Origin of the sequence: Streptomyces sp. NPDC006687, assembly GCF_040636215.1 — a bacterium.
In the GTDB taxonomy this organism is placed as follows: Bacteria; Actinomycetota; Actinomycetes; order Streptomycetales; family Streptomycetaceae; genus Streptomyces.
On record NZ_JBEYJJ010000016.1, the window covers coordinates 62,870 to 83,350 of the forward strand.

Here is a 20,481-nt window from a genome sequence, read left to right on the forward strand (position 1 = left end):
GGACACGCGGCGGCCTCAGTGATGAGCCGAGGGACCGGGGCCGCCTCGCCGGGCATCGGGCCGACCCCAGCCGCTGACCGGGGCCGCCCTCCGCACCAGATCGCTACGCGCTCCTCCCGTCTCAGCGTCCGCCTCCCCCCGCCTTGGGCTGATACCTGCACCAAAAGCCAACCAGAGCAGCGTTCGGGGCCGGGAGGCGCGCCAGATCGCTACCCGCTCCTCATTTCTCAGCGTCCGGCGGCCGTCTGGGGCTGATACCTGCACGAAATGCCAATCAGGACACTCTCCAGTCCAGGATCGGCCTCGCGATCATTTAACTTCCTTGCACGCCTCGGACGAACAAGGTGCCTGTACGCCGGGATCCTGACGGTGGGGCAAGTACGGACGCCGAAACGTCCACGTAGCCGTGCTCCTTGAGGATCAGCGCCCATACATCCGGTTCGAAATCCCACCGTTTGACGACGGCAGGGTCCTCTTCGGCGCCGCGTGGGATGTATGACGCCTGGCAGCCGTAGCACCCTTCGACGGGGGGTCGCTGGGAGAAGGCGAACACTCCACCCGGCTTGAGGGCGGCTCGGACGATGGGCAGGAGTAGGCCGGGGTCGGTGAACCAGACGGCCCCGAACACGCTGTAGACCGAATCGAAGACGGTGAACGTGGCTCCGAGGTAGGTGAGGGCGTCGGCCTGGTGGAGTTCCATCCCCTCAACGGTCGGCCAGCGCTCCTGTGCCTTGGCGAGTTGCCCGGCGGAGAGATCGACTCCTACGGCCTTCATGCCGAGAGTCGCGAGGTGGGCGATGTTGCCGCCGGACCCGCACCCGAGGTCGAGCACAGTCTCTCCGGGATGGAGGCCCAGGACGTCGGCGCCAGGGCCGTGGTCGGGGTACTGGGTCCAGTTGAACCAGGTGCTCTCGCCCTTGGCGTTGCTCTGTCGCCGCTGTGGCTTGCTCTGCGAGTAGGTGTCCCATGCGGCGCTGCGAGAGTCAGTCATCTGGTGAGTCCGTTCTCGTTCATGGCGACAGCCGCCCAGCACGATACCGGGCGGCTGCTGCCGAGTAGAGCTACTTGACAGGGCTGTCGGAGCACCCGGCGTAGGACTGGGTGCAGTCGCCGGAGCAGTTGGCCGCGTGGTGGGTGGGCCAGAACTCGGGGTCGGGATCGAAGCCGGCTTCTCGGAGCATTTCGGCCGTGCGTCGCATCGCGTTCCGGCCCTCGGCCGGGTTGTGAGCGGTGTTGCGGTCCGGGACGTGGTGGATGAATCGGCCGCCGAGCGCGTCACAGAAGTCGGCGTAGGGCCTGGTGTGGAGCACGAACGCGTGCCAGAAGAGATCCACGCGAAGGCTCGGGGTTGTCTTCTCGCGGGTGCTGGCGGCGACGGCGAGGAAGGCTGCCATCTGGTTCACGCCTCGTTCGGCCTGGGCGTCGGTCATCTCCGGCCAGGAGTCCTCGCGGACCATGGTGATGATGTCGGCCTTCAGTTCCGGCGAGATGAGGTCGTACACCTTCGTCGTGTCGGTGATCGTCACACTTCAGGTGTCGCCTGGGCGTCACTCGCTGGGGTGTCAATGACGCCCGCAAAGGCGTCAAACCGGTGTCATTGCACGGTGGTTGCGTCTAGCTTTGACGTCATGACGACGACCGCTGTGGTGCCGAACGATGTGCTGCGGGCCGTGCGCATCGGGCTGCGCTTAAGCCAAGACGACTTCGCCAAAGCGCTCCGCCGGGCAGGCGTGGAACTGGGGGAGCCGAACGAGGCTTCCAAGCGGCTGGTGCAGCGCTGGGAGGCCGGCACGAGCAAGACTCCGCGAGGTGTGTACGCCAGGGCCCTGGAACGGGTGACCGGCCGTCCGGTCGAGGCACTGGGGTTCGCCCTGCCGGTGCCGATCGCAAGAGTTCACGCAGACGGGAAGGGAGGACATGACATGGAGACCGGTGCAACCGGTGTCGCCTCTGCCGCTGTAGGTGCGCAGCCGGGTGAGGAGACGTTCTCGGGGGTGTGGCTCAGCCGCTACGAGTTCTTCTCTTCGAGCCGGGGCGACTCGTACGAGGGCAAGCACTACGTGGTGATCGTCCAGCACGGGAACCGGCTGACCGTCCAGAGCTTGCCCGGTGCGAGCAGCAACCCGGACAGCCCGCTCACGCTGGACCTGACCGTGGCCCGCAACGTGGTCACCGGCACGTGGGTCGAGCAGACCGCCGCAGACGGCTACTACAACGGGGCCCGCTATCACGGCGCCATCCAGCTCCTGGTCGAACCGACCGGACGGCGCATGGCTGGGAAGTGGGTCGGCTTCGGCAAGGACTTCGACGTGAACACCGGTCCGTGGGAACTGCGGCTGGTGGACCGATCCACGAGCAAGGCGGCACTGGAGAGGTACAGCCAACCGCCGGAGTGAAGCCGAAGCTGATCTGTTCGTCGTTTGGTGCAGGTAGCAACTCGAGACGGGCTGCAGACGCCGAGAGAAGAGGAGCGCGTAGCGATCTGGCGCGCCTACCGGCCCCGGTCAGCGGATGGGGTCCGCCCGGATGCCCGGCGAGGCGGCCCCGGCCCCTCGGCTCATCCCTGAGACTGCTGAGCGAGGCCCCGGTCTCCCCCGTACCGGGCCGCTAGTGAGTGCCGCGCGGTGCCGGCGGCCTCCGCCCCGCCCCCGGCCCCTGCGCCCCCGCGGGGGTCGGGGCCCCGGTCGGCCGTGTCCTCGTACGAAACGACATGGGGCCCGTCAACCTGCCTGGACCGGGCGTGCGGAGTGGGGCTCGCGTCGCGTACGGTTGACGGTCGCCCATGCACGTCAGAAGGGGGCCTTGGTGGCCGCGCAGAATGCCGCTGTCGGCAGCACGGCGGATTCCGTCCGCGATCGGGAGATCGCGGTCGAGCAGACGCATCTCGATCGGGTGTACCGGCGCCTTGAGGAGAAGATCCACGAGGCCGAGTTCCTCATGAACGACGCCGCCCAGCGCGGCCAGGTCGGTACGCCCGGCGCGCTCGCCGAGCGCGACGCGCAGGTCTTCCGCGCCGGGATCCACCTCAACCGCCTCAACAACGAGTTCGAGGACTTCCTCTTCGGACGGATCGACCTCGTGCTGGGGAAGGACGGGGAGAAGGGCGCCGACGGGGCGTACACCTCCGTCGAGCCCGCCGACGACGCGATCCGGCCCGACCTCACCGCCGAGATCGCCGAGACGCTGCACATCGGCCGCATCGGCGTCCTCGACAGCGACTACGCGCCGCTCGTCATCGACTGGCGCGCCCCCGCGGCCGCGCCGTTCTACCGTTCGACCCCCAAGGACCCCGGCCGGGTCATCCGCCGCCGGGTGATCCGGTCCAAGGGGCGCAAGGTGCTCGGCGTCGAGGACGACCTGATGCGTCCCGAGATCACCGCCACCCTGGACGGCCGGGAGCTGCCCGCCATCGGTGACGGGGCGCTGATGGCCTCGCTCGGCAGGGCCCGTACGCACTCCATGCGGGACATCGTCTCCTCCATCCAGGCCGAGCAGGACATGGTCATCCGGGCCCCCGCCGCCTCCGTCGCGGAGGTCGCGGGCGGGCCGGGCACCGGCAAGACCGCCGTCGCCCTGCACCGGGCCGCGTACCTCCTCTACCAGGACCGCCGCCGCTACTCGGGCGGCATCCTGATCGTCTCCCCGACGCCGCTGCTGGTCGCCTACACCGAAGGGGTGCTGCCCTCGCTCGGCGAGGAGGGGCAGGTCGCCATCCGGGCGCTCGGCTCGCTCGTCGACGGGGCCGAGGCGACGACGTACGACGACCCGGCCGTGGCCCGGATCAAGGGCTCCTCCCGGATGCTCAAGGTGCTCCGCAAGGCGGTGCGCGGCGCGCTGGAGACGGGAGACGCCCCGGAGCGGCTGCGCGTGGTGGCCTTCGGCCGGCGCGTCGAGCTGGAGGCGCCCGAGCTGGAGCGGATCCGGCAGAACGTGCTCGGCGGCACCGCCCCCGTCAACCTGCTGCGCCCGCGCGCCCGCAAGCTGCTGCTGGACGCCCTGTACGCGAAGACCGGCGCGAACGGCCGGCACAGCGACCCGGAGCTGGCGGCCGAGCTGCGCAGCGCCTTCGACGAGGACGTCTCCACCGAGGACGACTTCCTCGGCTTCCTGAACGCCTGGTGGCCGGAGCTCACCCCCCGCCGGGTGCTGGCCGCCATGGCCGACGAGCGGCGTCTGGGCCGCTGGGCGCGCCGGGAGCTGAACCCGCGCGAGACCCGTCAGCTGGCGCGTTCGCTGCGCCGGGTCGGCGCGGACGGCTCCGGGCCGCTCTCGGTGCACGACGTGGCGCTGCTGGACGAGCTCCAGCAGCTGCTCGGCGCGCCGGCGCGGCCGAAGCGCAAGCGGGAGTGGGACCCGCTGGACCAGCTCAGCGGTCTGGAGGAGCTGATGCCGACCAGGGAGGAGACCAGCTGGGAGCGGGCCGAGCGGATCGCGGCGGAGCGGACCGAGTACGCGCACGTGATCGTGGACGAGGCCCAGGACCTGACGCCGATGCAGTGGCGGATGGTGGGCCGGCGGGGCCGTACGGGGACCTGGACGGTGGTCGGCGACCCGGCGCAGTCCTCCTGGACGGTGCCGGAGGAGGCGGCCGCCGCGCGGGACGAGGCGCTGGGCTCCCGGCCGCGCAGGCGGTTCACCCTGACGGTGAACTACCGCAACCCGGCCGAGGTGGCCGAGGTGGCCTCCCGGGTGCTGGAGCGGGCGATGCCCGGGATGGAGCCGCCGCGGGCGGTGCGCTCGACGGGCCTGCGGCCCCGCTTCACCACCGCCGGGGACGACCTCGGGGCGGCGGTGCGGGAGGAGACCCGGCGGCTGCTGGGCCAGGTGGACGGCACGGTCGGCGTGGTCGTGGCGATGGACCGGCGCGCGGAGGCGGCGGGCTGGCTCGCGGACCTGGGCGAGCGGGCGGTGGCGCTGGGCAGCCTGGAGGCGAAGGGGCTGGAGTACGACGCCACGGTGGTGGTCTCCCCGGCGGAGATCGCGGAGGAGTCCCCGGCGGGCCTGCGGGTGCTGTACGTGGCGCTGACGCGCGCGACGCAGCAGCTGACGGTGGTCTCGGCGGCGGCCGACCGCCCGGATGCCGACGGGGTGCCGGAGCTGCTGAGCCCCTGACCCCGGCCCGCTCGCGGTCCCCCACCGCCGATCGGCCCGCCGCCAGGAGCGTGACGGCGGTGTCCGGATCGTGGGAGGGGGACCGCTTTCGGCGATCCTTTGTTAGCCTGGTTGCGACACCGGCTCGATCCAAGCCCCCGGGCCCAACCTTCGTCGCTCAGAGCGACCACTTGCCGCGAGGCGAGCATGGCGGGTCGGTGTCTTCAGCCGGAACACCAGGTCCGCGCCCTCCGCTCAGCGGGGGGCGCGGACCTGTTTTGTGTGTATCCACCATTCCAACACCCCGAGTTCTCTCGTATGGTGGAAGAGTTCTTCCGAAATTTGTAGCTGGTTACCTTGTACCGGCTGGTAGGTGGGACGATCGGACAACAGGTCCTTGCCGCAACCCGCCACCATGGGGGGAACCGCGCGGGGCCCTGTGCTCATAGAAGAACCAGGGACAGAAGAGGAACACGGCCATGGCAACGGCGCCCAGCGTCTCGTATTCGATGACGGTCCGCCTGGAAGTGCCCGCGAGCGGAACCGCGGTCTCCCAGCTCACCACCGCCGTGGAGTCTTCCGGAGGCTCGGTCACCGGCCTCGACGTGACCGCGTCCGGCCACGAGAAGCTCCGTATCGACGTCACCATCGCCGCGACCTCCACCGCCCACGCCGACGAGATCGTCGAGAAGCTGCGCGGCATCGAGGGCGTCAGCCTGGGCAAGGTCTCCGACCGCACCTTCCTGATGCACCTCGGCGGCAAGATCGAGATGTCGTCCAAGCACCCCATCCGCAACCGCGACGACCTCTCGATGATCTACACCCCCGGCGTCGCCCGCGTGTGCACGGCCATCGCCGAGAACCCCGAGGACGCGCGCCGCCTGACCATCAAGCGCAACTCCGTCGCAGTCGTGACCGACGGCTCCGCCGTCCTGGGCCTCGGCAACATCGGCCCGATGGCCGCGCTGCCCGTCATGGAGGGCAAGGCGGCCCTCTTCAAGCGCTTCGCCGGGATCGACGCGTGGCCGATCTGCCTCGACACGCAGGACACCGACAAGATCGTCGAGATCGTCCGCGCCATCGCCCCCGGCTTCGCCGGCATCAACCTGGAGGACATCTCGGCGCCCCGCTGCTTCGAGATCGAGGCCCGGCTGCGCGAGGCCCTCGACATCCCCGTCTTCCACGACGACCAGCACGGCACCGCCATCGTCGTCCTCGCCGCCCTCACCAACGCACTGCGCGTCGTGGGCAAGGCAGTTGAGGACGTCAAGGTGGTCATGTCGGGCGCCGGCGCCGCCGGTACGGCCATCCTCAAGCTGCTCCTCGCCGCCGGCGTCAAGAACGCCGTCAGCGCCGACATCCACGGCGTCGTCCACGCCGGCCGCCCCGACCTGGTCGACGCCGCCCCGGACTCCCCGCTGCGCTGGATCGCCGACAACACCAACCCCGAGGGCTACACCGGCACCCTGAAGGAGGCCGTGGTCGGCGCGGACGTCTTCATCGGCGTCTCCGCCCCGAACGTGCTCTCCGGCGAGGATGTTGCCGCCATGGCCGAGGGTGCGATCGTGTTCGCGCTCGCGAACCCGGACCCGGAGGTGGACCCGGCCGTCGCGCGCCAGACCGCCGCCGTCGTGGCCACCGGCCGCTCGGACTTCCCGAACCAGATCAACAACGTGCTGGTCTTCCCGGGTGTCTTCCGCGGCCTGCTGGACGCCCAGTCCCGGACGGTGAACACCGACATGATGCTGGCCGCCGCCACCGCCCTCGCCGACGTGGTCGGCGAGGACGAGCTGAACGCGAACTACATCATCCCCTCCGTCTTCAACGACAAGGTCGCGGGCGCCGTCGCCGGCGCCGTCCGCAAGGCCGCGCAGGCCGGTGCCGAGAAGGGCGCTGTGACGGGTCACACGGCCTGATCCCGGCGCGTCGCGGGATGCGGGCCCGGCGGGCCGCCTCTAGGGTTGCGGGGATGCCCGCGCCGTGCGCGGCCCGCATCGGTGTCGGAGCCTCGGGTGCGACGGAGCGTCACGGCGGCGTGACTGTGGCGCTTTTCGTGTGACCCTGGCGGGTGCCGGATTGGCTTTCCCGCCGCTGGTGGGGGCAGGATGCGTAACCGGGCGAGAGGGTCTGACGTTCAGACCCGGGTCCGGGGACTGTCCGAGGGCCCTGGCAGCATCGGCTTCGATCTCACGCCTCTAAGGCAAGTTGAACACGGGAGTACAACATGAACCGCAGTGAGCTGGTGGCCGCTCTGTCCGAGCGCGCCGAGGTGACCCGCAAGGACGCCGACGCCGTTCTGGCCGCGCTCGCCGAGACCGTCGGGGAGATTGTCGCCAAGGGCGACGAGAAGGTCACCATCCCCGGCTTCCTGACCTTCGAGCGCACCCACCGTGCCGCTCGCACCGCGCGCAACCCGCAGACCGGCGACCCCATCCAGATCCCGGCCGGCTACAGCGTGAAGGTCTCCGCGGGCTCCAAGCTCAAGGAAGCCGCCAAGGGCAAGTAGTACCGCCCTTGTGCCGAGGGCCGCACAGGCCCTCGGGACGGCAGTAGTACGTAGAACGGCCGAGGGCGGCCACCCCACGCGGGGTGGCCGCCCTCAGGCCGTTACGGGCGCCGTCGCGCCTCCCAGGCCCTCCCCGAGCCCCTGGGGGCCCGGGAGGGGGCCGGAAGGCCCGACGGTGTCTCAGACCAGGTCGCCGTTGGGGAGTTCCACCTTGGCGCCGAGCTCGACGAGCTTGTCCATGAAGTTCTCGTAGCCGCGGTTGATCAGGTCGATGCCGTGGACGCGCGAGGTGCCCTCGGCCGCCAGCGCCGCGATCAGGTACGAGAACCCGCCGCGCAGGTCGGGGATGACCAGGTCGGCGCCCTGCAGCTTGGTCGGGCCCGAGACGACCGCCGAGTGCAGGAAGTTGCGCTGGCCGAAGCGGCAGGCGCTGCCGCCCAGGCACTCGCGGTACAGCTGGATGTGGGCGCCCATCTGGTTCAGCGCCGAGGTGAAGCCCAGCCGCGACTCGTAGACCGTCTCGTGGACGATCGACAGGCCCGACGCCTGCGTCAGCGCCACGACCAGCGGCTGCTGCCAGTCGGTCTGGAAACCGGGGTGGACGTCCGTCTCCAGCGCGATGGCCTTGAGCGGGCCGCCCGGGTGCCAGAAGCGGATGCCCTCGTCGTCGATCTCGAAGGCGCCGCCGACCTTCCGGAAGGTGTTCAGGAAGGTCATCATCGAGCGCTGCTGCGCCCCGCGGACGTAGATGTTGCCGCCGGTCGCCAGGGCCGCGGACGCCCAGGAGGCCGCCTCCAGGCGGTCCGGGAGCGCCTTGTGGTTGTAGCCGCTCAGACGGTCGACACCGGTGATCCGGATGGTCCGGTCGGTGTCCATGGAGATGATCGCGCCCATCTTCTGCAGGACGCAGATGAGGTCTTCGATCTCCGGCTCGACGGCGGCGTTGCTGAGCTCGGTCACGCCCTCGGCCAGGACGGCCGTCAGCAGGACCTGCTCGGTCGAGCCGACCGACGGGTAGGGCAGGCGGATCTTGCATCCGCGAAGGCGCTGCGGGGCCTCCAGGTACTGGCCGCCCTCGCGCTTCTCGATGGTCGCGCCGAACTGGCGGAGCACGTCGAAGTGGAAGTCGATCGGCCGGCCGCCGATGTCGCAGCCGCCCAGGCCCGGGATGAAGGCGTGGCCGAGGCGGTGCAGCAGCGGGCCGCAGAACAGGATCGGGATGCGGGAGGAGCCCGCGTGCGCGTCGATGTCGGCGACGTTCGCGCTCTCGACGTACGTGGGGTCGAGGAGCAGCTCGCCCGGCTCCTCGCCGGGGCGCACGGTCACGCCGTGAAGCTGGAGCAGACCGCGCACGACCCGCACGTCACGGATGTCGGGAACATTGCGCAGCCGGCTCGGCTCGCTGCCGAGCAGGGCGGCCACCATGGCCTTCGGCACGAGGTTCTTCGCACCGCGGACACGGATCTCGCCCTCGAGCGGGGTTCCGCCGTGGACAAGCAGGACATCGTTGCCGGTCATGGATCTCGCGTTCCGGAGTGGATGGGCAGGGGACCAGTGGTAAGGGTAAGGGCCACCACCCCCTTGTTTGTATGGGTGACAGGGCCGTAGGACTGTCATCCAGTAGGTACACCACATAGGGTGCCCGCCAGGTAGCGGAGTGTTGCCCTCCGCCATCCGGGGGCGGCGCGCGCTCCCGTCTGCAGCCGTGCGCCCTGAGCTGCGCGTGATCCGGTCGGACCGTCCGCTCCCCCCGGAAGGCGATTGTGCGAGATCATGTGGCCATGACCGAGGTGTCCTCCCTCACAGGGCGGCTGCTCGTGGCCACCCCCGCCCTCGCGGATCCGAACTTCGACCGCGCGGTGGTGCTGCTGCTCGACCACGACGAGCAGGGCTCCCTCGGCGTGGTCCTGAACCGGCCCACCCCCGTGGACGTCCGCGACATCCTGCTGCCCTGGGCCCCGCTGGCGGGCGACCCGGGCGTGGTGTTCCAGGGCGGCCCCGTCGCGCTGGACTCGGCGCTGGGGGTCGCGGTGATACCGGGCGAGGAGGGGCCCCTGGGCTGGCGCCGGGTGCACGGGGCCATCGGCCTCGTCGATCTGGAGGCACCGCCCGAACTGCTCGCCGCCGCCCTCGGGGGCCTGCGCATCTTCGCCGGGTACTCCGGCTGGGGGCCCGGGCAGCTGGAGGACGAGCTGGGCGAGGGCGCCTGGTACGTCGTGGACTCCGAGCCCGGTGACGTCTCCTTCCCGGACCCCGAACGGCTGTGGCGGGCGGTGCTGCGGCGCCAGCGCAGCGAGCTCGCGATGGTTGCCACCTATCTGGACGACCCGTCGCTGAACTGACCCGGGCGCGGTTCAGTACCCTGGTTTTTATGAGCACTCTTGAGCCCGAGCGCGGGACTGGTACGGGGACCCTCGTAGAGCCGACGCCGCAGGTGTCCCACGGCGACGGCGACCACGAGCGCTTCGCCCACTACGTCCAGAAGGACAAGATCATGGCGAGCGCCCTCGACGGGACCCCCGTCGTCGCGCTCTGCGGCAAGGTCTGGGTGCCGGGCCGCGACCCGAAGAAGTACCCGGTCTGTCCCATGTGCAAGGAGATCTACGACTCCATGGGCGCCGGAGGCGACAAGGACAAGGGCGGCAAGGACAAGTAGCGGGAACGCGTCCGGCTGCTGCCGCACCGGGAAGGCCCCCGGGGGTGCGCGTGCGCGCGCTCCCCGGGGGCCTTCTCTGCCTTCTTCCGCCTCCTTCGCCGTCTTCTTCGCCTTCTTTGCCCCGCCCGGTCGCGGCGTTAGGGTCGGGCGCGACGAGCGCTCTGCTGTGAGGGGCTGACGCATGGACCTGATCCCCGTACCCCAGGTCGCCGTTCCCGACGGGGCCGGCCGCCGCTACGCCTTCGGCCCGCAGCCGGTGCTCGACGCCGGGCCGGGCGCCGGCGGCGTGGCGCGCTGGCTGCGCCGGGAGCTGGGCGCCGCCACCGGGTGGGCGCTGCCGCCCGCCGCGCCGGGCGGGCGGGGCGACGTACGGCTGCGCGTGGAGCCCGCCGCGCTGGAGGACCCGGTGCCCGAGGCGTACCGGCTGGACGTCGGCGCGGACGGGGCCGAGCTGACCGGCGCGGACGAGGCCGGACTGTTCTGGGCAGCCCAGACGCTGCGTCAGCTCCTCGGCCCCGACGCCTTCCGGCGCGCCCCGCTGCGCCCCGGGCGCACCTGGGACCTGTCGTACGTCCGTATCGCCGACCGCCCGCGCTTCGACTGGCGCGGGATGATGCTCGACGTGGCCCGGCACTTCATGCCCAAGGACGGGGTGCTGCGCTACCTCGACCTGCTGGCGGCGCACAAGCTCAACGTGCTGCACCTGCACCTGACGGACGACCAGGGCTGGCGCGTCGAGATCCGGCGCCACCCGCGCCTGACGCGGACCGGCTCCTGGCGGCCCCGCAGCCGGTGGGGGCACCGCGCCTCCCCGCTGTGGAACGAGACCCCGCACGGCGGCTTCTACACCCACGACGACCTCCGCGAGATCGTCGCCTACGCGGCCGAGCGGCACATCCGGATCGTCCCCGAGATCGACATCCCCGGGCACTCCCAGGCCGCGATCGCCGCCTACCCCTGGCTGGGCAACGCGGACGTCGTCGACACCGCCGCGCTGGAGGTGTGGGACGACTGGGGCATCAGCGAGAACGTGCTCGCGCCGACCGAGGACGTACTGCGCTTCTACGAAGGGGTCTTCGAGGAGCTGCTGGAGCTGTTCCCGCCCGAGGTCTCGCCGTTCGTGCACATCGGCGGCGACGAGTGCCCCAAGGCCCAGTGGCGGGCCTCGCCGACGGCGCAGGCGCGGATCCGTGAGCTGGGTGTGGACGGGGAGGACGGCCTCCAGTCCTGGTTCGTCCGGCACTTCGACCGCTGGCTCGCCGGCCGGGGCCGCCGGCTCATCGGCTGGGACGAGATCCTGGAGGGCGGCCTCGCGGAGGGCGCGGCCGTCTCCTCCTGGCGCGGCTACGCGGGCGGGATCGCCGCCGCCGAGGCCGGGCACGACGTGGTGATGTGCCCCGAGCAGCAGGTGTACCTGGACCACCGTCAGGCGGACGGCCCCGACGAGCCGGTGCCCATCGGGTACGTGCGCTCGCTGGAGGACGTCTACCGGTTCGAGCCGGTGCCGCCGAAGCTGTCGGAGGAGGCCGCCGCGCACGTGCTGGGCGCGCAGGCCAACGTGTGGACCGAGGTGATGGAGCACCAGGGACGGGTCGACTACCAGGTGTTCCCCCGGCTCGCCGCGTTCGCGGAGGTGGTGTGGTCGCGGCTGCCGGAACCGGAATCCCGCGACTGGGACGGTTTCGCGGCGCGGGCCGAGGCGCACCGGGCACGGCTGGACGCCCTCGGGGTCGCATACCGGCCACCGGGCGGGCCGCTGCCGTGGCAGCGTCGTCCGGGGGTCCGGGGGCGCCCGGTCGAGGGCGCGCCCCCGATCGTGTGACCCGGCGCGGGGCGGGGGCGCCGGCCGGCTCGACCGCCGGAAGCGGAACTCTTCGGTAACCAGGGGAACTGTCGCTCGAACATGGCTGATTCGGGGGAAAACGGACGTTCGGGTGGGTGTCGTACGAGAGCGGTGCGGAGGGGGCCGGAGGCCCTCCGGAGGGATTCCGGGCGCGCCCCCGGACGGCTTTCGGGTGAGGGCAAAGGGGCTGGGTGGCGGGGTTCCGGCGGCGGCCGCGCGGGAGGCCGGGCGGGCGGGGCGGTGGTGCCCGGGAGACCCTCGCGCCGGGCGGTGCCGAAGATGTGCCAGAGTTGCCACGTCCCGGCGGTGAGCACGTACCGTACGGCGGACAGGCGTGAGCGCCAGGACCGGGACATCGGGAAGGGGCAGCTGGGTTGACCACGCACGCACCGCACACACCGCATTCGGCTCAGGGGCCGCACACCCCGCAGGGGACGCCGGGGCAGGCGGCGCAGTCCGTGATGCTGCCGGCCTCGCTCGACGAGGCCGTCGCGGCGCTCGCCGCCATGCCCGCGGCCGTTCCGGTGGCCGGCGGCACCGACCTCATGGCCGCCGTCAACTCCGGACTGCTGCGGCCCGCCGCGCTGGTGGGCCTCGGGCGCATCAGCGAGATCCGCAGCTGGCAGTACCAGGACGGGCACGCGCTGCTCGGCGCCGGCCTGACGCACGCCCGGATGGGACGGCCGGATTTCGCCGCTCTGATCCCGGCGCTGGCCGCCGCCGCGCGGGCGGCCGGCCCGCCGCAGATCCGCAACGCCGGCACCCTCGGCGGCAACATCGCGACGGCCGCGCCGACCGGTGACGCGCTGCCCGTGCTGGCGGCCCTGGAGGCGGTGCTGGTCGTCGTCGGCCCCGGCGGCTCACAGCGCGAGATCCCCGTCTCCCATCTGCTCGCCGGGCGGGACATGCTGCGCCCGGGCGAGCTCATCGGCTTCGTACGGGTGCCGCTGCTGCACGCCCCGCAGGTCTTCCTGAAGGCCACGGGGCGTACGGGGCCGGGGCGTGCGGTGGCGTCCGTGGGGCTCGTGCTGGATCCCGCGCGCCGGGGTGTGCGGTGCGCGATCGGCGCGGTGGCCCCGATGCCGCTGCGCCCGCTGGAGGCCGAGCAGTGGGTGGCCTCGCTGATCGACTGGGACGGGGACCGCAGCCTGGCCCCCGAGGCCCTGGAGGCATTCGGCGAGTACGTCGCGGCGGCGTGCGTACCCGACCAGGGGCAGCAGGTCTCCGCCGGAGTACTGCATCTGCGGCGGACCGTCGCCGTACTGGCGCGCAGGGCCCTGGGGAGGGCGCTGACCTCATGAGTGAGAACGAGAACGTGAGCGGAACGACCGGGGACACGGGCAACACCACGGGCAACCCGACGGGGAACGCGGGGCATTCGGGGGACGCCGGGCATTCGGGATATACCGAGCAGACCGGATATCCGGGGAACGGTGCCGCGGCCGGCTGGGGCTGGGAGCCGGTGCCGCAGGGCGGCGACTACGACTCCGACGCCACCGCCTTCGTCCAGCTGCCGCAGGACATGCTGGACGCGCTGGACACCGGGGAGCCCCTGGCGGCGCCCGGGCACGGGTTCGTGCCGCCTCCGATGATCATGCCGCTGGGTTCGTCCGGCAGTACGGACCCCAGCGCCACCGGGACCTGGACGATGCCGGTCCAGTGGCCCGAGGCGGGCGGGGCGCCCGGACAGGCCCCCGCCGACGCGGCTCCGGCCGCCCCGGCCCGCGGGCCGATCCCGGCGTCCATCCCGCTCCCGGCGTCGGTGGCGGCGGCCTTCGCGGCCGCCGAGCCGGAGGCGCACGCGGAGTTCCACGGCGGAGCGCAGCCGGACACCGCCCACGCGGGGCCGCAGCCGGCCCCCGGGCTGTCCTCGCACGCGGGCGCCCACGGGGCCGCGCAGCACGGGCAGGAGGAGGCTCAGCAGTACGGCCAGGAGCACGCGCAGCAGTACGGCCAGGAGCACGCGCGGCACGGGCAGGAAAGCGCGCAGCAGTACGCGCCGCACGGCCAGGAAGACACGCAGGAGCACGCGCAGCAGTACGCCGGCCCGCACGGCGACACGGAGGCGGGGGCGACGGCCGAGTGGCGGTTCCCCGACGCCCTGCACCGCGAGGAGGAGCCGGCGGCGACCGGGCACTGGGCCCTGCCGGCCGACCTGACGGACGGCGGCGCGGGGGCCGGTGGCGTGAGCGGGGCCGGGGCCGGCGGTGGCGTCGGCGGGGCCGGTGGTGCGGACGGTGGCTGGGGCCAGGCGCCGGTGACGCTGCCGGGCGGGGCCCAGGCGCCCTGGGCGGCGGCCGAGGTGCCGGGCGGCAACGGGGCGCAGGCCCTCGGCCCGGCGGAGGGGTCGCTGAGCTCCGGTGTGCTGCCGGGCAGCGGTGGCCCCGGGGCGCACGGGGCCGGGGCGCCGGGGCGCGGGCCGAGGGTGCTGGGCGGTCCCGGTGTCGGGACCCCGCTGCCCGAGGGCTACCCCCAGGCCGCGCCGGAGCCCGAGTCGGCCCTGGAGGCCGCCCCGGACATCGAGGCGTCGCACGGCCACGGCCCGGCGCAGCCTCCGGCCGGGGACGAGCGGCCGCGACCGGCGGAGGCCGAGGGCGCCGACCCCGCGCCGGAGGAGGGGCCCGCCCCCGCCCCCGCCCCGGTACCGGGCGCGGAGCACGGGCACGGCTTCGCGGAGGCACCCGCCGCCCCGGCCGAAGCGGGGGCCGCGCCCGCGCCGGGTGAGGACACCGCCGACAGCGCTGTGACAGCACCGGCCGGGCACGACACCGGGGAGTTCCCGCCCGGGGAGGCGGCGTACGAGGAAGAACGGCACCCCGCCGTCGCCCATCACGAGCACCCTTCCGCTTCGTACGTGCTGCGCGTCAACGGCGCCGACCGGCCCGTCACCGGCGCCTGGATCGGCGAGTCCCTGCTCTACGTGCTGCGCGAGCGCCTCGGCCTGGCCGGCGCCAAGGACGGCTGCTCGCAGGGCGAATGCGGGGCCTGCGCGGTGCAGGTCGACGGACGGCTCGTCGCCTCCTGCCTGGTCCCGGCGGCGACGGCGGCCGGGTCCGAGGTGCGCACGGTGGAGGGACTCGCCGCGGGCGGGGAACTCTCGGACGTGCAGCAGGCGTTGTGCAGGTCGGGCGGGGTGCAGTGCGGGTTCTGCGTGCCCGGCATGGCGATGACCATCCATGACCTGCTGGAGGGCAACCACGCCCCCAGCGACCTGGAGACCCGGCAGGCGCTGTGCGGCAACCTCTGCCGCTGCTCCGGCTACAAGGGCGTGATCGAGGCGGTCCGCGAGGTCATCGCGGAACGCGAGGCCACGTCCGCCGCCGCGCAGCCGGCGGAGTCCCCGGCGGCGGAACCGCGCATCCCGCACCAGGCCCAGCCGGGCGAGGGCGGCGTCCACGGCTACGACACCCCGCAGCCCGGCCCGGGCGACACCCTGGGCGGCGGCAACGGCTTCGAACCCTCGGCCCCGGCCCAGGACGGGACGTTCGGCGGCAACGGCTTCGACCCGTCGGCGGCCTTCGCCCCGGCCGGATCCGGCCCGGGCGGGACGCTGGGCGGGAACGGCTTCGACGCGTCGGCCGGCTTCGATCCGGCGGCGTCCGGCCCGGGCGGGACGCTGGGCGGGAACGGCTTCGACGCGTCGGCCGCCTTCGATCCGGCGGCGTCCGGCCCGGGCGGGACCCTCGGCGGCAACGGCTTCGACGCCTTCGCCGGGTTCAACTCCCCGCCCCCCACCCCGGACGGGACCTTCGGCGGCAACGGGTTCGACGCCTCGACCGGCTTCGACCCGGCGGCGTCCGGCCCGGGCGGCACCCTGGGCGGCAACGGCTTCGACGCGTCCGGCGCGGTCGGCGGGCACACAGCCCACGACCCCCACGCAGCGCACGCAAGCCACGACCCCCACGCACCCCACACCCCCCACGACGGCAGCAGCGGATTCGACGGGATCCACCACAACGGAGGCATGGCGTGAGCGGGCAGGACGCGGCCACGGCGACGACCACCACGAGCACTACCACCACCATGACCATGACGGCGCTCAACACCGGCGCCGAAGGCGACGGCGACGGCGGCGACCAGCAGCGCCCCGCGCGCGGGATCGGAGCCTCCGTCCCCTCGGCGGACACCCGCGCCAAGGCCGAGGGGACCTTCCCCTACGCCGCCGACCTGTGGGCGGAGGGCCTGCTGTGGGCCGCCGTGCTGCGCTCCCCGCACGCCCACGCCCGTATCCGTTCCATCGACACCACGGCCGCCGCCGAGATGCCCGGCGTCCGCGCCGTCATCACCCACGCCGACGTCCCCGGCGCCACCACCCACGGCCGCCGCATCGCCGACCGGCCGGTCTTCGCCCACGACGTCGTACGCCACCACGGCGAGCCCATCGCCGCCGTCGCCGCCGACCACCCCGACACGGCCCGCCTCGCCGCCGCCGCCATCGCCGTCGAGTACGAGCTCCTCGACGCCGTCACGGACCCCGAGCAGTCCTTCGGCGCCGCCCCGCTCCACCCCGACGGCAACCTCATCCGGCACATCCCGCTGCGCTACGGCGACCCCGAGGCGACCGGAGAGGTCGTCGTCGAGGGCCTCTACCGCATCGGCCGCCAGGACCCCGCCCCCATCGGCGCCGAGGCCGGCCTCGCCGTGCCCCGCCCCGACGGCGGCGTCGAGCTCTACACCGCCTCCACCGACCCGCACACCGACCGCGACCTCGCCGCCGCCTGCTTCGGCCTCGACCCGGACCGCGTCCGCGTCGTCGTCACCGGCGTCCCCGGCGCCACGGCCGACCGCGAGGACCCCGCCTTCCAGCTCCCGCTGGGCCTGCTCGCCCTGCGCACCGGCTGCCCGGTCAAGCTGGCCGCCACCCGCGAGGAGTCCTTCCTCGGGCACGCCCACCGCCACCCGACCCTGCTGCGCTACCGCCACCACGCGGACGCCGAGGGCCGGCTGGTCAAGGTGGAGGCGCAGATCCTGATGGACGCCGGCGCCTACGCCGACGCCTCCGCCGAGTCCCTCGCGGCGGCGGTGGCCTTCGCGTGCGGCCCGTACGTCGTCCCGCACGCCTTCGTGGAGGGCTGGGCGGTCCGTACGAACAACCCGCCGTCAGGCCACGTCCGCGGCGAGGGCGCCATGCAGGTCTGCGCGGCCTACGAGGGCCAGATGGACAAACTCGCGGCCGCCCTCGGCATCGACGGCGCGGAACTGCGCCTGCGTAACGTCCTCGCCACCGGCGACCTCCTCCCCACCGGCCAGACGGTCACCTGCCCGGCCCCGGTCGCCGAACTCCTGCGCGCGGTCCGCGACTTCCCCCTGCCCTCCCTCCCCAAGGACACCCCGGAGGAGGACTGGCTGCTGCCCGGCGGCCCCGAGGGCGCGGGCGAGCCCGGCGCGGTGCGGCGCGGGGTCGGCTACGGCGTCGGCATGGTCCACATGCTCGGAGCGGAGGGCGCCGACGAGGTCTCCACCGCCACCGTGAAGGTGGTCGGCGGCACCGCCACCGTCATCTGCGCGGCCGTCGACACCGGTCAGGGCTTCGCCACCCTCGCGCGGCAGATCGTCCAGGAGGTGCTGGGCATCGACGAGGTGGCCACCGCCCCCGTGGACACCGACCAGCCGCCCGCGGGCCCCTCCGCCCACGGCCGCCACACCTGGGTCTCGGGCGGGGCCGTCGAGCGGGCCGCGAAGATGGTCCGTACGCAGCTCCTCCAGCCGATGGCCCACAAGCTCGGCATGTCCACCGAACTGCTCCAGATCACGGATGGCCGGATCACGTCGTACGACGGGGCGTTCTCCCTGCCGGTGGCGGAGGCCATAGAGGGCAAGGAGCTCTGGGCGACGGCCCAGTGCCGCCCGCACCCGACGGAGCCGCTGGACGACCACGGCCAGGGCGACGCCTTCGTGGGGCTGGCGTTCTGCGCGATCCGCGCGGTGGTCGACGTGGACATCGAGCTGGGGACGGTGCGGGTGGTGGAGCTGGCCGTCGCACAGGACGTCGGCCGCGTCCTCAACCCCCGCCAGCTGGAAGCCCGTATCGAAGCGGGCGTCACCCAGGGCGTGGGCGCGGCCCTGACGGAGAACCTCCGCTCGGTCGCCGGCCTGGTCCGCCACCCCGACCTGACGGGCTACGCCCTGCCGACGTCCCTGGACGCCCCGGCGGTGCGGATCGTCCGGCTGGTGGAGGAACGGGACGTGGTGGCTCCCTTCGGGGCGAAGGCGGCCAGCGCCGTCCCGGTGGTGACCACCCCGGCGGCGGTGGCGTCGGCGGTGCGGGCGGCGACGGGCAGGCCGGTGAACAGGATCCCGATCCGGCCATCGGCGGCGGTCGCGGCACCCAACGGGTAGCGGCACGGCGCGTCCTGCTGTCGCCACTGGTCGTTAAAGTGGCGGGAGGCACGGCGTCCGTACGCACACGCGGGGGGAGTTCGGCATGGCAGGGGACAACGCTCCGGGGCCGCTGAGCGGCGCCGGAGCCGGCGTCGCGGCGGGCGTGGCGGATGCGGTGATGCGCCAGGCGGAGGCGCTCGCGGTCGAGTACGAGTCGATGACCGCCTACAAGAACCGGGTCGACGCCCTGCTGAAGACCCTGGACGGCTCGGAGGCGAACGCCCGCAAGCTCGCCCACGGCACCCTCCCCGCCGGCACCCTCGGCACGGGCTTCGCGGAGGCGGACGCCCTGTCCACGGCGTACCACACGGTCCACAGCGAGCTCCAGAAGCTGTCGCAGGGCCTGGCCGGGCAGATCGAGGCGCTCGGCATCGCCGTCCTGACGGCGGGCAGGGGCTACGCCGGAGTCGACGAGGACACGCAGGCGAGGATGCGGGCCCTCATCAGGCGCTCGAAGGAGGAGTACGTGGAGGACCGCGACCCCCTCGGCCGGCAGCAGAAGGAAGCCCAGCAGCAGCACCAGGGCTCCTCCGCCCCGACCCCCGCGGCGCCCGCTCCGAGCACGTCGAAGGGCACGATCTGATGGCGACGACGAACTTCGAGGGCTACTCGCACGAACAGCTCCTCGCGATGATCGCCTCCCTCGACCCGGAGACGGTCAAGGCGCGCGCGACGCAGCTGGCGGAGGCGGCGAAGGCCATCAAGGAGATCGGCAAGAGCCTCAAGGACCACAAGCCGTCGGGCTGGGAGGGCGAGGCCGCCCACGCCCTCGAAGTGTGGCTGCGCAGCACGGGCAACGCCACCCTGTCGCTGGGCGACTACAGCGAGGCGGGCAGCACCTGGCTGACGCACGCGGCCCAGACGATGGTCGAGGTCAAGGCCAATACCCCAAAGTACGACAGGGCAGCAGCCGACGACCTGGCGGCGGCCCGCACCGCCCACAACGACCCGGACGCCCAACAACTAGCCCAGACGTCCCACACCAAACTCACGACGGACCATCAGCAGGCGATCCAACAACTCACAAAACTGGCCCAGTCTTACGAAGCCTCGGCGACCCAACTGAGCCGCACGGAGCCCCCGACGTTTCCGCCGCCGCCGAGGGACTTCGATCCGCCAGCGGCGCTTTGGCAGAGTTCTGACGTCGTACGAGGCGGTGATGGTTCCGCAAGTGCTGCTGCTGTCGGCTCTTCCTACCAGGCCGCGGAGCCCTTGTACAGTGCCCCACCGAACGGACCCAGCCATGTGTCCGGCCACTCCCCCCTGCCGGACAGCGCTCCAACTCCCGCGCCAGAGCCGATCCTGACGCCTGTGCTCCCCGACCGTGGCGGAGACGTGGATCTCGATCACGTCTCCGCGCCTCCCGACAAGACTGTGCCCCCGATTCCTGGTCCGCCCGTCGGCCCCGGACCGGGTGGGACTGGTGGGAACCCTCCCAGCTTCCCTGTTGCACCTCTGACTTCGCCGATAATCGGTGGACCGCCGTTGCCGGGCGGCGGCCCGCTGCCCGCAACGCGGGGTCCTGTCGGCAGTGGTGGCAAGGAGGGCGGCATCCCGGTTCCGTCGCCGCGCGATGCCGGCATCGTGGGTGGTCGACAGATCGCTACCAGCGGACCCGGAGCGGGTATCCCGCGAGGCACCGTGATCGGAGCTGAAGGGCCACCCACGGGCGGCGGCCGTGGGATGCCCGGCATGATGGGAGGCGGCTTTGGTGGTGCACACGGCACTACGGCCGGTCCGGCGACTGGTCGGAGACTAGCCGTGGAACCGGGAGGCGTGGTCGGGGGGCGTCAGGCCGCAGCTGGTGGCCAGCCGTTTACCCAAGGCGGGTCGGGCCTTGTCCGCAATGGGGCTGGCGTTGGCGCGGTCGGCCATGGCAGCACCGTTTCCCAGACTCTGAGTAGACGGGGTGGAGACCAGAGGGGCTCCAGGCCCGATTACCTGGACGAGGACGAAGAGACCTGGCAGGACAACCGACGCGTTGTTCCACCAGTGATCGACTGA

General features: G+C 72.9%; 15 protein-coding genes. 12 read left to right on the forward strand and 3 right to left on the reverse strand.

What is annotated here, in order from left to right:
* Positions 1 to 313: 313 nt before the first annotated feature.
* Both ABZ716_RS20115 and ABZ716_RS20120 read right to left on the reverse strand, forming a co-directional pair.
* Positions 314 to 991 (reverse strand): class I SAM-dependent methyltransferase, encoded by a 678-nt coding sequence (locus ABZ716_RS20115; RefSeq protein ID WP_358960544.1) that lies wholly within the window; start codon positions 989 to 991, stop codon positions 314 to 316.
* A gap of 70 nt (positions 992 to 1,061) precedes the next feature.
* Entirely contained in the window at positions 1,062 to 1,526 is a 465-nt protein-coding gene (locus tag ABZ716_RS20120; protein ID WP_358960547.1) for a hypothetical protein, read from the reverse strand.
* 102 nt (positions 1,527 to 1,628) lie between these two features.
* On the opposite strand from ABZ716_RS20120, the gene ABZ716_RS20125 reads away from it, so the two are divergent.
* The 4 genes from ABZ716_RS20125 to ABZ716_RS20140 all read left to right on the forward strand — a co-directional run bounded on the left by ABZ716_RS20125 (position 1,629) and on the right by ABZ716_RS20140 (position 7,597).
* On the forward strand, positions 1,629 to 2,396 hold the full coding sequence (locus ABZ716_RS20125) for a helix-turn-helix transcriptional regulator (protein WP_358960549.1): 768 nt from the start codon (positions 1,629 to 1,631) through the stop codon (positions 2,394 to 2,396).
* Between the two features lie 409 nt (positions 2,397 to 2,805).
* Entirely contained in the window at positions 2,806 to 5,112 is a 2,307-nt protein-coding gene (locus ABZ716_RS20130) for a UvrD-helicase domain-containing protein (RefSeq protein ID WP_358810165.1), read from the forward strand.
* Between the two features lie 458 nt (positions 5,113 to 5,570).
* Positions 5,571 to 7,007: an NAD-dependent malic enzyme gene (locus ABZ716_RS20135; RefSeq protein ID WP_358810164.1), complete on the forward strand. Its 1,437-nt coding sequence runs from the start codon at positions 5,571 to 5,573 to the stop codon at positions 7,005 to 7,007.
* A 308-nt stretch (positions 7,008 to 7,315) separates the two neighbouring features.
* Positions 7,316 to 7,597 (forward strand): HU family DNA-binding protein, encoded by a 282-nt coding sequence (locus ABZ716_RS20140; protein WP_007264399.1) that lies wholly within the window; start codon positions 7,316 to 7,318, stop codon positions 7,595 to 7,597.
* A gap of 180 nt (positions 7,598 to 7,777) precedes the next feature.
* On the opposite strand, the gene murA is transcribed toward ABZ716_RS20140, so the two are convergent.
* The gene (gene murA / locus ABZ716_RS20145) at positions 7,778 to 9,115 is read right to left on the reverse strand and encodes a UDP-N-acetylglucosamine 1-carboxyvinyltransferase (protein ID WP_351887120.1); all 1,338 of its coding nucleotides are present in this window, start codon (positions 9,113 to 9,115) and stop codon (positions 7,778 to 7,780) included.
* A 263-nt stretch (positions 9,116 to 9,378) separates the two neighbouring features.
* On the opposite strand from murA, the gene ABZ716_RS20150 reads away from it, so the two are divergent.
* The 8 genes from ABZ716_RS20150 to ABZ716_RS20185 all read left to right on the forward strand — a co-directional run bounded on the left by ABZ716_RS20150 (position 9,379) and on the right by ABZ716_RS20185 (position 20,481).
* Complete coding sequence (locus ABZ716_RS20150) at positions 9,379 to 9,939, forward strand: YqgE/AlgH family protein (protein WP_351887123.1); 561 nt, start codon at positions 9,379 to 9,381, stop codon at positions 9,937 to 9,939.
* 29 nt (positions 9,940 to 9,968) lie between these two features.
* Positions 9,969 to 10,253, forward strand: coding sequence for a DUF3039 domain-containing protein (locus tag ABZ716_RS20155; RefSeq protein WP_150207851.1), 285 nt, complete (start codon positions 9,969 to 9,971; stop codon positions 10,251 to 10,253).
* 181 nt (positions 10,254 to 10,434) lie between these two features.
* A complete protein-coding gene (locus tag ABZ716_RS20160) occupies positions 10,435 to 12,075 on the forward strand; it encodes a beta-N-acetylhexosaminidase (RefSeq protein WP_358960552.1) in 1,641 nt (546 codons plus the stop codon).
* Between the two features lie 482 nt (positions 12,076 to 12,557).
* Positions 12,558 to 13,397 (forward strand): FAD binding domain-containing protein, encoded by an 840-nt coding sequence (locus ABZ716_RS20165; protein ID WP_358960618.1) that lies wholly within the window; start codon positions 12,558 to 12,560, stop codon positions 13,395 to 13,397.
* On the forward strand, positions 13,394 to 16,069 hold the full coding sequence (locus ABZ716_RS20170) for a (2Fe-2S)-binding protein (protein WP_358960555.1): 2,676 nt from the start codon (positions 13,394 to 13,396) through the stop codon (positions 16,067 to 16,069). The genes ABZ716_RS20165 and ABZ716_RS20170 overlap by 4 nt, the downstream gene beginning before the upstream one ends.
* A 56-nt stretch (positions 16,070 to 16,125) precedes the next feature.
* The gene (locus tag ABZ716_RS20175) at positions 16,126 to 18,435 is read left to right on the forward strand and encodes a xanthine dehydrogenase family protein molybdopterin-binding subunit (protein ID WP_358810232.1); all 2,310 of its coding nucleotides are present in this window, start codon (positions 16,126 to 16,128) and stop codon (positions 18,433 to 18,435) included.
* A gap of 85 nt (positions 18,436 to 18,520) precedes the next feature.
* Entirely contained in the window at positions 18,521 to 19,060 is a 540-nt protein-coding gene (locus ABZ716_RS20180; protein WP_358810161.1) for a DUF2563 family protein, read from the forward strand.
* Positions 19,060 to 20,481, forward strand: coding sequence for a hypothetical protein (locus ABZ716_RS20185; RefSeq protein WP_358960557.1), 1,422 nt, complete (start codon positions 19,060 to 19,062; stop codon positions 20,479 to 20,481). Before ABZ716_RS20180 ends, ABZ716_RS20185 begins: the two co-directional genes overlap by 1 nt.

Excerpts from the sequence above, each read along its gene's own strand:
- ABZ716_RS20115 (WP_358960544.1), bottom strand. The coding sequence starts at position 991 with ATGACTGACTCTCGCAGCGCCGCATGGGACACCTACTCGCAGAGCAAG.
- ABZ716_RS20125 (WP_358960549.1), top strand. The coding sequence starts at position 1,629 with ATGACGACGACCGCTGTGGTGCCGAACGATGTGCTGCGGGCCGTGCGC.
- ABZ716_RS20135 (WP_358810164.1), top strand. The coding sequence starts at position 5,571 with ATGGCAACGGCGCCCAGCGTCTCGTATTCGATGACGGTCCGCCTGGAA.
- ABZ716_RS20140 (WP_007264399.1), top strand. The coding sequence starts at position 7,316 with ATGAACCGCAGTGAGCTGGTGGCCGCTCTGTCCGAGCGCGCCGAGGTG.
- murA (WP_351887120.1), bottom strand. The coding sequence starts at position 9,115 with ATGACCGGCAACGATGTCCTGCTTGTCCACGGCGGAACCCCGCTCGAG.
- ABZ716_RS20150 (WP_351887123.1), top strand. The coding sequence starts at position 9,379 with ATGACCGAGGTGTCCTCCCTCACAGGGCGGCTGCTCGTGGCCACCCCC.
- ABZ716_RS20155 (WP_150207851.1), top strand. The coding sequence starts at position 9,969 with ATGAGCACTCTTGAGCCCGAGCGCGGGACTGGTACGGGGACCCTCGTA.
- ABZ716_RS20160 (WP_358960552.1), top strand. The coding sequence starts at position 10,435 with ATGGACCTGATCCCCGTACCCCAGGTCGCCGTTCCCGACGGGGCCGGC.
- ABZ716_RS20165 (WP_358960618.1), top strand. The coding sequence starts at position 12,558 with ATGCTGCCGGCCTCGCTCGACGAGGCCGTCGCGGCGCTCGCCGCCATG.
- ABZ716_RS20170 (WP_358960555.1), top strand. The coding sequence starts at position 13,394 with ATGAGTGAGAACGAGAACGTGAGCGGAACGACCGGGGACACGGGCAAC.
- ABZ716_RS20175 (WP_358810232.1), top strand. The coding sequence starts at position 16,126 with ATGACGGCGCTCAACACCGGCGCCGAAGGCGACGGCGACGGCGGCGAC.
- ABZ716_RS20180 (WP_358810161.1), top strand. The coding sequence starts at position 18,521 with ATGGCAGGGGACAACGCTCCGGGGCCGCTGAGCGGCGCCGGAGCCGGC.
- ABZ716_RS20185 (WP_358960557.1), top strand. The coding sequence starts at position 19,060 with ATGGCGACGACGAACTTCGAGGGCTACTCGCACGAACAGCTCCTCGCG.